Source organism: Thalassotalea sp. LPB0316 (genome assembly GCF_014898095.1).
GTDB lineage: Bacteria > Pseudomonadota > Gammaproteobacteria > Enterobacterales > Alteromonadaceae > Thalassotalea_G.
In genome coordinates this window covers 637,293-649,516 of the sequence record NZ_CP062946.1, presented here as the reverse complement: position 1 = coordinate 649,516, position 12,224 = coordinate 637,293, and the positions used below count along the sequence as shown (strand labels likewise).

Sequence of the window (12,224 nt, the reverse complement as noted above, 5' to 3'; positions counted from 1 at the left end):
AATTTGTTTGTTGTAATTTTTTCTTACAGCAAGCGACAGAATATATTTAGGACAACAACAATGGCAAAAGTAAATGCAGAATTAATTTGGTTTAACGGTGAGCTCATGCCTTGGCAAAATGCGACAGTTCACGTGATGAGCCATGCATTACATTACGGTTCATCGGTTTTTGAAGGTATTCGCGCCTACAAAACGCACAAAGGCACGTGTATTTTTCGTCTAGAAGAGCACATCAAACGTTTGTTCGATTCAGCAAAGGTCTATCGAATGAATATCCCATACACCCAAGAAGAAGTTGAGCAAGCATGTAAAGATGCAGTAGCTAAAAATGGTTTAGCCTCAGCCTATTTACGTCCATTAGCCTTTTTAGGTGATGTGGGCATGGGGCTTCGTCCACCTGCCGATGCAAAAGCTGATTTAATGGTTGCAGCATTTAGCTGGGAAGCTTATTTAGGTGCAGAAGCCATTGAACAAGGTGTTGATGTTGGTGTATCAAGTTGGAACCGATTAGCGCCGAACACGATGCCAACAGCAGCGAAAGCTGGCGGAAATTACTTATCTTCGCAATTAATTTCAATGGAAGCTGGCCGTCATGGTTATACCGAAGGGATCGCGTTGGATGTTAATAATATGGTTAGTGAAGGCGCTGGCCAAAACTTATTCTTAGTGCGTAACGGTGTTATTTATACTCCATTTAGCACGGCATCAATTTTACCCGGCTTAACCCGTGATACGGTGATGCAATTAGCTAAGCAATTGGGCTACGAAGTTCGCGAAGAGCCGATTTCTCGCGAGTCACTCTATCTTGCTGATGAATTCTTTATGACCGGCACCGCAACTGAAGTTGTGCCAGTGAAAACCGTTGATGGTATGCCTGTAGGTAACGGCACACGTGGGCCAATTACCAAAGCTATCCAAGAAGCGTTTTTCGGTATGTTTGACGGCTCAACTGAAATCCCTGATTCATGGCTTTTACCGGTTGAATAATCAACCTTGGATGCGCTAATCGGATTTAGCGCATCCACTTATTTAAATAATAAAATTTCTAACGATAGGACAAAACCACCATGCCAAAATTAAGATCTGCTACTTCTACTCAAGGCCGCAACATGGCAGGCGCGCGTGCGCTCTGGCGTGCAACAGGTATGACAGATGAAGATTTTGGCAAGCCGATTGTCGCTGTCGTTAACTCGTTTACGCAATTTGTTCCTGGTCATGTTCATTTAAAGGATATGGGGCAGCTCGTTGCGGGCGCAATTGAAGACGCGGGTGGCGTAGCGAAAGAATTCAATACTATCGCGGTTGATGACGGCATTGCCATGGGCCATTCGGGCATGCTTTATAGTTTACCATCGCGCGATCTTATCGCTGACTCCGTTGAATACATGGTGAACGCGCATTGTGCTGATGCCATGGTTTGTATTTCCAACTGTGACAAGATAACACCGGGCATGCTAATGGCCGCAATGCGGTTGAATATTCCGGTTATTTTTGTTTCTGGTGGCCCGATGGAAGCGGGTAAAACTAAGCTTTCAGATCAAATTATCAAGCTCGATTTGGTTGATGCCATGATCCAAGGTGCCGATCCAACCGTGTCAGACGAGCAAAGCAAACAAGTAGAGCGCTCAGCGTGCCCAACCTGTGGCTCTTGTTCGGGCATGTTCACGGCAAACTCAATGAACTGTTTAGCTGAAGCGTTGGGGTTAGCCTTACCTGGTAATGGCTCAATGTTGGCAACTCATGCCGATCGCGAGCAATTATTTTTAAAAGCGGGTAAGCAAATCGTTGAATTAACCAAGCGCTATTATCAACAAGACGATGAAACTGCCTTACCGCGCAACATTGCCAATAAAGACGCTTTGCACAATGCAATGTGTTTAGATATTGCGATGGGCGGTTCAACCAACACCATTTTACACTTACTGGCGATCGCGCAAGAAGGCGAGATTGATTACACCATGGCAGATATGGACAAATTGTCACGTATCGTACCTCAGTTGTGTAAAGTCGCACCGTCAACGCCAGATTATCACATGGAAGACGTTCACCGTGCTGGCGGCGTTATTGCTATTTTAGGTGAATTGGCACGTGCTAATTTATTGAAAATGAATGTCACCAATGTCTTAGGCACCAGCCTTGCAGAGCACCTTAAGCAATATGATATTAAGGTGACCGAAGACGAAGCAATCAAAACCTTTTATCGAGCCGGTCCAGCCGGTATTCGCACGACCAAAGCTTTTAGCCAAGATTGCCGTTGGGATACCCTAGATGACGATCGTGAAAATGGCTGCATCCGCTCAATCGATCATGCTTTTTCAACTGAAGGTGGTTTAGCGGTGCTTACCGGTAATATTGCACTCGACGGTTGTGTCGTGAAAACCGCCGGCGTTGCTGAAGAAAACCTAACGTTTACAGGCCCTGCGCACGTTTTTGAAAGCCAAGACGATGCGGTAGATGGTATTTTATCGGGTAAAGTCGTTGCTGGTGAAGTCGTGGTGATCCGATACGAAGGCCCAAAAGGCGGCCCAGGTATGCAAGAAATGCTTTACCCAACCACCTATTTAAAGTCTATGGGCTTAGGTAAACAATGTGCATTAATAACTGATGGTCGTTTCTCGGGCGGTACTTCTGGCTTATCGATTGGCCATATTTCTCCAGAAGCGGCTAACGGAGGGGCAATTGCCTTAATTGAAAACGGCGATATTATTGCGATCGATATTCCAAATCGCAGTATTTCTTTAAACCTTTCTGATGAAGAACTCGCTGCGCGCAAACAAGCAATGAATACGCGCAAAAACGCATGGCAGCCAAAAGATCGCGTGCGACCAATTAGCTATGCATTAAAAAATTACGCGATGTTGGCGACCAGTGCCGATAAAGGTGCGGTGCGAGATCGCGCAGTACTTGATGGCGCAGCGCCTCATCACAGTCCGTCTGAAAAGGATTAGCAAGATGACTACCTCAGGGACAGTGACACGTAGCGACGGCCAACAAGGCGAAGCAGACATGGCAATTGATTATTTAAAAAAGATATTACTGGCACCGGTGTACGATGTCGCGGTTGAATCTGATTTAACTCATTGCCATAAAATTTCGGCGCGCCTTGGCAATGGCAATCAAGTTTATCTCAAGCGAGAAGATCAACAACCCGTGCACTCATTCAAACTGCGCGGTGCTTATAACAAGCTCGCCCAATTAGCGGATGAGCAAAAAGCGCAAGGCGTGGTTGCAGCCTCGGCTGGTAATCACGCCCAAGGCTTGGCGTTAGCGGCTAAAAAACTGGGTATCACGGCAACCATTGTTATGCCGATCACCACCCCTGATATTAAAGTTGAAAACGTTAAGCGCCTTGGCGCTGATGTTAGATTGATTGGCAAAAGCTTTAACGATGCACAAGAAGCGTCATTAGCCATTGCTGAGCAAGAAAGTAAAACTATCGTACATCCGTTTGATGATCCCGATGTTATCGCTGGTCAAGGCACAGTTGCCAAAGAGCTATTGCAACAAAACCATCAATTAGACGCGGTGTTTGTGCCGGTTGGCGGTGGTGGTTTACTCGCTGGCATGGCGGTTTATCTCAAAGAATTACGCCCTGATATCAAGATTATCGGTGTGGAAGCCGAAGATTCTGCCTGTTTAAAAGCAGCAATGGAAAAAGGTGAACCAACAGATTTAGCGCAAGTAGGATTATTTGCCGATGGTGTCGCGGTCAAGCGCATTGGTCAACATACCTTTGATATTATCAAGCAGTATTGTGATCAAGTGATTACGGTTACTACTGATGAAATATGCGCGGCAATAAAAGAAGTGTTTGAGCAAACACGGGTCATTGCTGAACCAGCTGGCGCGTTGTCATTGGCGGGGGTCAATAAATACTGTCAAACCAGTCGTGGCAATGAAAACCTAGCGGCTATTTTGTCTGGCGCTAATATGAACTTTCATAGCTTGCGCTATGTTTCAGAGCGCTGTGAGCTTGGTGAGCAAAAAGAAGCCGTGTTTGCGGTAACCATTCCTGAAGAAAAAGGTAGCTTCAAGCGCTTTTGTCAGTCTTTGGGCTCGCGAGTGATCACCGAGTTTAATTATCGTTTTGTTGGCAAAACACAAGCCGATGTTTTTGTTGGCGTAAAAATTAGCGGCAATGAAGAGCGCGAGCAGCTTTGCCACCAGCTTAACGAGCAAGGCTTTAGCGCTATTGATTTAACCGACAACGAATTAGCCAAATTACATGTTCGTTATATGGTGGGTGGCCCTAATCCGAATTCTGCCCAAGAGCGACTATTTAGGTTTGAATTTCCTGAAGCGCCGGGCGCATTGGAAAACTTTCTCGCAACCTTGGGCGAGCTGTGGAATATCACCTTGTTTCATTATCGCAACCACGGTGCGGCATATGGCCAAGTACTGGCTGGTTTTGAAGTAGGTAATGAAGAGCAGCTTGCGTTTTTTAGGCACTTAAAAGATTTGGGCTATAAGTGGCAAGAAGAAAGCCAAAATCCAGCATTTAAAGCGTTTTTGAGTAAGTAACTCATCGTCATTACAGAGCAAAAATAATGAGTCATTCCCGCATGTTGTTAGCGGGAATCTTCTAGCCAATTACGCATTACAGTATGAGATACCCGACTGCTCGGGTATGACGGTGTGTTTATCTTATCGAGGATTACTATCGTCATTACAGACTTTAAAAAAAAGTTACTCTCGCATGTTGAAAATTAGTCATTCCCGCATGTTGTTAGCGGGAATCTTCTAGCCAATTACGCATTACAGTATGAGATACCCGACTGCTCGGGTATGACGGTGTGTTTATCTTATCGAGGATCAACATCGTCGTTCTCGAGAACGCAAATTAGTCATTTCTTAGAACATAAAATATCGTCATTCCCGCATGTTGTTAGCGGGAATCTCTAAGCCAATTACGCATTACGGTATGAGATACCCGACTGCTCGGGTATGACGGTGTATTCATATTATCGAGTATTATTATCGTCATTCCCGCATGTTGTTAGCGGGAATCTCCTAGCCAATTATTCATTACAACATGAGATACCCGACTGCTCGGGTAAGACACTATGCCGTCATTACCGTGAAGACGGTAATCTCCTGCAAATGCACTATTGCAGGTATTTGAAAGATGCCCAACTTCTCGGGCATCTCGTTTATCTAATTAATCTTCTTTTTCCGCTAATTTCGCTTCAAGATCAGCGATTTTCTTTTCAAGCTCGGCAATTTGAGCACGTGTTTTTAACAACACTTGCGTTTGTACATCAAACTCTTCGCGTGAAACAACATCTAACTCAGCGAGTTTGCGTTGGATAACCGTCTTAGTCTTATCTTCAAAATCATTAGCTAAGTTTTTTAAACCCGGTGGAATAGCATCGGTGACTTGCTGAGCGATTTCTTCAAGTTTTTTCGCGTTAATCATGTGTTTGTCCTATTGATTCGATAGCTCATTGTAATCAATTTTGTTATTGGTGCGAGAATTTTTGTTTTCAATACTGCTCTTGATCATAAAAACAGGTAAAATCGCCTTTTTATTTTAGAGGTAGTAAACATTGGCAATGAGATTAAACCCAAGGCAAGAAGAGGCAGTAAAATATGTCTCTGGTCCTTGTCTAGTTTTAGCAGGCGCTGGTAGCGGTAAAACGGGTGTAATTTGTCAAAAAATAGCTTACCTCATTCAAAAGTGTGGCTATAAAGCGAGAAATATTGCAGCGGTAACCTTTACTAATAAAGCCGCCCGTGAAATGAAAGAGCGGGTAAGTAATATGCTTGGTCGCGACTTAACGCGTGGTTTAACGGTATCGACCTTTCACTCGTTAGGTTTAGACATTATTCGCAAAGAGATCCGCACGCTAGGTTACAAGCCCGGTTTTACGTTGTTCGACGATCAAGACACCATTGCCCTATTAAAAGAGCTGACCCTCGAGGAGTTAGACGGAGATAAAGATTTGCTCAGTAAACTACAAATGATGATTTCCAACTGGAAAAATGATTTGTTACTACCTGAACAAGCCATTGAATATGCCGGTGATGCTGATACCCGAATGTACGCTGAGTTTTATCAACGCTATCAACAACATATGAGAGCGTATAATGCGCTCGACTTTGATGATTTGATTTTGATCCCTACCTTGATGTTTCGCAATTTCCCGCAAGTACGCGAGCGTTGGCAGCAAAAGATTCAATATATGCTAGTCGATGAGTATCAAGATACTAATGCCAGTCAATACGAATTGGTAAAACTGATTACTGGTGATAAAGGTTTATTGACCGTAGTGGGTGATGATGATCAGTCGATCTACTCATGGCGTGGAGCAAAACCGCAAAATCTTGTCTTGCTTGGTAAAGATTACCCGAGCCTAAAATTGATTAAACTTGAGCAAAACTATCGCTCTAGTGGCCGTATATTAAAATGCGCTAATATTTTGATCGCCAACAACCCGCACGATTATGACAAAGCGCTGTTTAGTGAATTGGCATACGGTGTTGAGCTAAAAGTCGTTGAAACCAAAAACGAAGAGCACGAAGTTGAGCGTTTAGTCGGGGAGCTCATTGGTCATCGCTTTATGAACAAAACCCAATATCGCGACTACGCCGTGCTGTATCGAGGTAATCACCAATCGCGATTGCTTGAAAAGGCATTAATGACCAACCGTATCCCGTATAAAATAAGTGGTGGTACGTCATTCTTCTCACGCGCTGAAATCAAAGACATGATGGCGTATTTACGCCTTATTGTGAACCCTGATGACGATAACGCCTTTTTGCGTATTGTGAATGTCCCGAAACGGGAAATTGGTCCGGCAACTCTAGAGAAGCTAGGTACTTACGCCAATATGCGCCAAATTAGTATGTTCGCGGCTAGCTTTGAGTTGGGGTTAGAGCAACACCTAACCGGCCGCGGTTTAGTTAACGTGCAAAAGTTTACTCGTTGGATCGTCGAAACCGCAGATAATGCCCAGCGCGGTGATACCGCTGCTGTATTGCGCGCCATGGTGCGCGAAATGAACTATGAAGATTTTCTTTACGATTCATCAACCAGTGCAAAAGCGGCTGAAATGCGAATGAAAAATGTTACCCAGCTATTTAGTTGGGTGACAGATATGCTTGAAGGCTCAGACATGGACGAGCCGATGACACTTGCGCAAGTGGTTACTCGGTTGACCCTGCGCGATATGATGGAGCGCGGTGAAGAAGAAGACAACGCCGATCAAGTTCAACTGATGACTCTACACGCATCAAAAGGGCTAGAGTTTCCTTATGTATTCCTGATTGGTATGGAAGAAGGTTTATTACCTCACCAAACCTCAATGGATGAAGGTAACGTTGAAGAAGAGCGTCGATTAGCTTATGTTGGCATCACCCGTGCTCAACGTGAGTTAATATTCACTTACGCCAAAGAACGCAGACAGTTTGGCGAAGTTGCTCGAACTGAGCCAAGTCGTTTCTTGCATGAACTACCACAAGACGATTTGATCTGGGAAAATACTCGCAAGCCACAATCGCGCGAGCAAACGCAAGAAAAAGCCAAAATGGGCGTTGCCAACCTGCGGGCGTTATTAAAAAAATAACCTTGAAACTCTGTTATAGATTAGAGGGGGCAGAGTCAATTGACTCTGACCCCAAGTATTAAGATAAGACGAATTCGCTGAGCATTTTGTTAAAGCCAACAATATCGAAGCTACCGCTAATCTCAAAGCCGACTTTACCGACACTGCTGATATACAATTGAATTTCACAATCGAGATCGAGTGAGCCAGAGGTTTCAATCGAAAAGGTTTGAATTTTACTGTACGGAATTGAGGTGTAATCGACCTTAGAGCCCGTAATACCTTGAACATTGGCGGCAATAACCCGTTTATTGGTGAACACCACTTGGTCGCGAAAGGTTTTAAAGACGGCAAAAATTTCTTCACCATCAATTAAAAAGCGATGAAAGTCGTCGCGTGCTTTATCGTGATCTACCGATTTTAGTTTGAATAAATCCGAGCTATTAAAATCTATCATTACATATCCTTATTTATTATTTATATTGGTATAACTACCAATATAAACCAAATGAATTGGTTTAGGCACAAAAAAGCCGAGTATTACTCGGCTTCGTTCTAAATAGGCACCTAAGTTATGCGTCTGCGGCGTCAAACATGGCCATCAAAAGCTCTTTATAGCCTACTAAGCCGAGCAACTCTTCTGCTTCGATTACCGGTGCGCATGACAAACCGACTTGGTCGAATAAACGTGCGCAGTAACGAATATCTAACTCTGGTGCTACGGGAATAACCGGTTTCGTCATTACTTCATAAATATTAACCCGCTCTGGCGCTTTGTCTTTTGCTAATACCTTTTTGGCAATGTCTGATAACATCAAAATACCGTAAGCGTCATGCTGATCGCGTTTGTTGACGATAACAACTTCACAATTGCTCGCTCGCATCGCATTAATCGCGTCTTGAACTGTGGCTAAGCCATCAAGTTTGATGAAATTCTGCGTCATCACATCTTTTGCTTTGATTGCTAATTTATTATTCACAGCTCACTCTCCACCGTTGAGGTTAATTGATTAATTTGATGGCTTACGCCAACGGCGTCTTCGACATCAATTTGAAAAGCGATACCTGTGCCAGGCTTTTCGTCAAACTCACCAACTTTGGCGATAGTTTCTAAAATGTGGCGACTCAAATGCTCTTCTACTAAAAAAATTAATACATCACGTTGGGTGTCTAGCGATAGTCCAAAAAAGGTTTTTGGCTTCTCTAAGCCTTCTCCTCTGGCATTATTAATTACCGTCGCACCTGTTGCACCCGCTTTACGTGCGGCATCCATTACGTCTTCAGTCACGTTATCGTCAGTAAATACAATGATCATCTTAAAATGCATGCATTTTCTCCCTTAATACCTGCGCTATGGCAGGAATGCGTTGGATTAGTTTTGTCTACTGGCGCGCCATTGTGATATTTGCGCATATGCCATAACAGAAATAATCGGAAATAAACTGGCAAAAGCAATTAGGCCAAAGCCGTCAATCAGCGGGCTTCTGCCCGGCACGGTCTCAGCTAAACCTAATCCTAATGCCGCAACTAAAGGTACAGTTACTGTTGAGGTTGTTACGCCTCCTGAATCATACGCTAGTGGAATGATCATCTTAGGCGCGAACATGGTTTGGATAACAACCACGATATAGCCAACAATAATGTACCAATGTATCGGGTCGCCAACAACAATCCGGTAGCACCCTAATGAAATACCTACAGCAACGCCAATTGCCACAGCAATGCGTAAGCCCCACACGCCAATTGCACCACCTGATACGTCATTAGCTTTAATGGCAACCGCAATCAACGAGGGCTCGGCAATAGTGGTACTAAAACCAATTAAAAAAGCAAATACGTAAACCCAAGCATAATCTTGCCAATGCAGTACGATATTAGCAGCGGTTTCACTGGCATCAACGCCGGCGATAAAAGCAGGATCGGTTAGCTGCTGCGCCATCAATTTACCGAGCGGGAACAAGGCCCATTCAAGGCCAATTAAAAACAGTGATAAACCAATAATAACCCAGACAAAACCAACTAAAACTTTAGCTAAATTGGGAATCGGCTTGCGAATAACGGCAAATTGAAAACCAAACAATATCGCCGCTATTGGCAGTACGTCGGTAATAGTGGTTAATAACGTTGTAATAAACTCAGAGAACATTGCCACTATGCTCATAACATCACCATACCGTATGCCATCACGAAAATCATCGGGGTGAGTGAAGCAAGTGCAATTAAACCAAAGCCATCTGTCATTGGGTTTCGGCCTGATATTGATGATGCGAGCCCGACGCCAAGTGCGGTGACAAGCGGTACAGTAATCGTTGAGGTTGTCACCCCACCAGAGTCGTAGGCAATACCAATAATTTCAACGGGGGCAAACATGGTCATAATGACCACTAAAATATAGCCACCAATGATCAACCATTGAATTGGCCAGCCTTTAATAATTCTCAGCACACCAATTAAAATCGCTAATCCAACAGAAAAAGCCACGGTAAAACGCAATCCCGAGGCGTATGAGGCTTTAGCTTCCTCAGTTGCTGCAATCATATTGCCATTAGCGGCAACCTCGGCAGCTTCAGCTGCAATGGCGATCAGCGCTGGTTCAGCGATGGTGGTGCCAAATCCGAGTGAAAAGGCGAAAATCAATAGCCAGAATACACTGCCTTTTTGGGCAAAAGCATGTGCCATGGATTCACCAATCGGGAATAAGCCTTGTTCTAAACCATGAATAAAAAAGGTCAGGCCAAAGAGCACAAAAAGTACGCCAACCAATACTTGGCCAACATTAGGTAGCGGTTGTTGAATAATGAATAATTGGAAAAACAAGATGACAAGCACGATTGGCGCTAAATCGCGCACGCTATCGATCAAAAATTTTCCTAATTTTTTGAGCGTGGCAGTCAAGGTGAATCTCTACGAACAAACATAAGTTCAGTGTAGAGAATATTCGAGAACAATAATTTGATTTATAACAATGAAAATATCATTAGGATAACAATTGATAACATTAAGCAAAGTAAGTGTTAATGCGAAATATCAGCTATAGCTATTTCTTTAACGACTGACGTAAGAAAATAACCGCGCTGATAAATAAAATACCGCTAATCACCGTATTGGCAGAGAACATCACGCCGCTAGAAATCAAAAAGCTACCGCCGATAACGCTAAAGATAACGCGTTTTTGACTGCGCTGTTGTTGCTGATTTAACTCAAGCATAAGGCGTTGTTGAGCCTGGTGATTTTCTTTACCTGCTTGTAAGTAGTCATATACTAGGTCAGGAATTTCAGGCAGTTTTTCATTCCAAAACGGCAGGTTGTCTTTAACTTTTTTATACACCGCTTTAACGCCCATTTGTTCTTTTACCCAATCTTCAAGAAATGGCTTAGCGGTATCCCACAAATCAAGTTCAGGGAAAAGTTGGCGCCCTAACCCTTCGATATACAACAAAGTTTTTTGTAACAGCACTAATTGAGGCTGTACTTCCATATTAAAACGGCGCGCCGTATTAAACAGGCTCACTAGCACTTGGCCAAAGGAAATTTCAGCCAAAGGTTTATTGAAAATTGGCTCACAGACGGTGCGAATGGCAAATTCAAACTCGTCAACACTGGTGTTTCTCGGCACCCAACCAGAATCGACATGCAGCTGCGCAACTTTGTGGTAATCGCGATTAAAAAAGGCAACGAAATTTTCCGCCAAGTAGCGTTTATCTTCTTTGTTTAGCGTGCCAACAATACCGCAATCAATTGCTATCCAAGTGGGATCTTGAGGGTTGGTAGCGTTAACAAATACGTTACCCGGATGCATGTCGGCATGAAAGAAGCTATCGCGAAACACTTGGGTAAAAAACACTTGAACGCCGCGCTCTGCAAGCAGCTTCATATTGACGTTATTGGCTTTTAACTGCTCTATTTCACCAACGCCAATACCGTAAATTCGCTCCATCACCAACACGTTTTTATGGCTATACTCGCTATAGACTTCAGGCACATAGAGAATATCGTCGTACTGGCGACCTTGGCTAAAGTTGCGCTTTAATTGAATGCCATTTGCTGCTTCGCGCAGTAAATCGAGTTCATCGAGAATGGTTTTGCGATATTCATTAACCACTTCTTTCGGACGTAAGCGCTTGCCATCGGATAACCATTTGGCGACAAAGCCCGCGAAAAACTCCATCACTTCAAGATCGGCATGAATAATGTCAGCAATGTCTGGGCGTAATACTTTGATCACCACTTCTTTTTCTTCACCGTCGTGCAGTAGCGTTGCCGCATGTACTTGCGCAATTGAAGCCGATGCCAGTGGCGTGGTATCAAAGTTGGTAATCTGCTGTTCAAACACTGTTTCGCCAATTGCTTGAATCACAATTTGCTTGGCTTGTTCGCCGTCAAAGGGCGAAACCTGATCTTGAAGCAGTGCCAGTTCATTGGCAAAATCATCAGGCAGTAAATCACGACGCGTTGATAGCATTTGGCCGAATTTAATAAACACAGGGCCGAGTGATTCAATCGCTAAACGAAAGCGCGCTGCCTTGGGCTTATCTTGGTGTTTATTTCTCAGCCAAAACAAAGAGCCTTTGGCAAGTTTGACATACCAAGGTAGTAAATGTTTTGGGACCAGCTCGTCTAAGCCATACTGCATAAAGGTTTTGACGATTTGATGTAAACGTTTACTTTTCACGGGTAACT

The 12,224-nt window shown here is 43.8% G+C and carries 11 protein-coding genes; 4 read left to right on the top strand and 7 right to left on the bottom strand.

What is annotated here, in order from left to right; genetic code table 11:
- Positions 1 to 60: 60 nt before the first annotated feature.
- The 3 genes from LP316_RS02905 to ilvA all read left to right on the top strand — a co-directional run bounded on the left by LP316_RS02905 (position 61) and on the right by ilvA (position 4,521).
- Entirely contained in the window at positions 61 to 987 is a 927-nt protein-coding gene (locus LP316_RS02905; protein ID WP_193022594.1) for a branched-chain amino acid transaminase, read from the top strand.
- Positions 988 to 1,067: 80 nt separating this feature from the next.
- Complete coding sequence (gene ilvD, locus LP316_RS02900; protein WP_193022593.1) at positions 1,068 to 2,948, top strand: dihydroxy-acid dehydratase; 1,881 nt, start codon at positions 1,068 to 1,070, stop codon at positions 2,946 to 2,948.
- A 4-nt stretch (positions 2,949 to 2,952) separates the two neighbouring features.
- On the top strand, positions 2,953 to 4,521 hold the full coding sequence (gene ilvA, locus LP316_RS02895) for a threonine ammonia-lyase, biosynthetic (protein ID WP_193022592.1): 1,569 nt from the start codon (positions 2,953 to 2,955) through the stop codon (positions 4,519 to 4,521).
- A gap of 637 nt (positions 4,522 to 5,158) precedes the next feature.
- On the opposite strand, the gene ubiK is transcribed toward ilvA, so the two are convergent.
- Positions 5,159 to 5,416 (bottom strand): ubiquinone biosynthesis accessory factor UbiK, encoded by a 258-nt coding sequence (gene ubiK, locus LP316_RS02890; RefSeq protein WP_193022591.1) that lies wholly within the window; start codon positions 5,414 to 5,416, stop codon positions 5,159 to 5,161.
- A 136-nt stretch (positions 5,417 to 5,552) separates the two neighbouring features.
- On the opposite strand from ubiK, the gene rep reads away from it, so the two are divergent.
- Positions 5,553 to 7,565, top strand: coding sequence for a DNA helicase Rep (rep, locus tag LP316_RS02885; RefSeq protein WP_193022590.1), 2,013 nt, complete (start codon positions 5,553 to 5,555; stop codon positions 7,563 to 7,565).
- A gap of 58 nt (positions 7,566 to 7,623) precedes the next feature.
- Here rep and LP316_RS02880 read toward each other — a convergent pair whose 3' ends face one another.
- The 6 genes from LP316_RS02880 to ubiB all read right to left on the bottom strand — a co-directional run bounded on the left by LP316_RS02880 (position 7,624) and on the right by ubiB (position 12,216).
- The gene (locus tag LP316_RS02880; RefSeq protein WP_193022589.1) at positions 7,624 to 8,001 is read right to left on the bottom strand and encodes a PH domain-containing protein; all 378 of its coding nucleotides are present in this window, start codon (positions 7,999 to 8,001) and stop codon (positions 7,624 to 7,626) included.
- Positions 8,002 to 8,116: 115 nt separating this feature from the next.
- Positions 8,117 to 8,524 carry a CBS domain-containing protein gene (locus LP316_RS02875; protein ID WP_226960789.1) on the bottom strand — a complete coding sequence of 136 codons (408 nt, stop codon included), beginning with the start codon at positions 8,522 to 8,524 and terminating at the stop codon, positions 8,117 to 8,119.
- Positions 8,521 to 8,871 carry a P-II family nitrogen regulator gene (locus LP316_RS02870; RefSeq protein ID WP_193022588.1) on the bottom strand — a complete coding sequence of 117 codons (351 nt, stop codon included), beginning with the start codon at positions 8,869 to 8,871 and terminating at the stop codon, positions 8,521 to 8,523. The genes LP316_RS02875 and LP316_RS02870 overlap by 4 nt, the downstream gene beginning before the upstream one ends.
- Before the next feature lie 45 nt (positions 8,872 to 8,916).
- Positions 8,917 to 9,705, bottom strand: coding sequence for a DUF1538 domain-containing protein (locus LP316_RS02865; RefSeq protein ID WP_193022587.1), 789 nt, complete (start codon positions 9,703 to 9,705; stop codon positions 8,917 to 8,919).
- The gene (locus tag LP316_RS02860; RefSeq protein ID WP_193022586.1) at positions 9,702 to 10,406 is read right to left on the bottom strand and encodes a DUF1538 domain-containing protein; all 705 of its coding nucleotides are present in this window, start codon (positions 10,404 to 10,406) and stop codon (positions 9,702 to 9,704) included. The genes LP316_RS02865 and LP316_RS02860 overlap by 4 nt, the downstream gene beginning before the upstream one ends.
- Before the next feature lie 175 nt (positions 10,407 to 10,581).
- Positions 10,582 to 12,216 (bottom strand): ubiquinone biosynthesis regulatory protein kinase UbiB, encoded by a 1,635-nt coding sequence (gene ubiB, locus LP316_RS02855; protein ID WP_193022585.1) that lies wholly within the window; start codon positions 12,214 to 12,216, stop codon positions 10,582 to 10,584.
- Positions 12,217 to 12,224 lie beyond the last annotated feature (8 nt).

Bases quoted from the DNA above. Each gene is read 5' to 3' on its own strand.
- rep (WP_193022590.1), top strand. From the start codon at position 5,553: ATGAGATTAAACCCAAGGCAAGAAGAGGCAGTAAAATATGTCTCTGGT.
- LP316_RS02905 (WP_193022594.1), top strand. From the start codon at position 61: ATGGCAAAAGTAAATGCAGAATTAATTTGGTTTAACGGTGAGCTCATG.
- LP316_RS02865 (WP_193022587.1), bottom strand. From the start codon at position 9,705: ATGAGCATAGTGGCAATGTTCTCTGAGTTTATTACAACGTTATTAACC.
- LP316_RS02880 (WP_193022589.1), bottom strand. From the start codon at position 8,001: ATGATAGATTTTAATAGCTCGGATTTATTCAAACTAAAATCGGTAGAT.
- ilvA (WP_193022592.1), top strand. From the start codon at position 2,953: ATGACTACCTCAGGGACAGTGACACGTAGCGACGGCCAACAAGGCGAA.
- ubiK (WP_193022591.1), bottom strand. From the start codon at position 5,416: ATGATTAACGCGAAAAAACTTGAAGAAATCGCTCAGCAAGTCACCGAT.
- LP316_RS02870 (WP_193022588.1), bottom strand. From the start codon at position 8,871: ATGCATTTTAAGATGATCATTGTATTTACTGACGATAACGTGACTGAA.
- ilvD (WP_193022593.1), top strand. From the start codon at position 1,068: ATGCCAAAATTAAGATCTGCTACTTCTACTCAAGGCCGCAACATGGCA.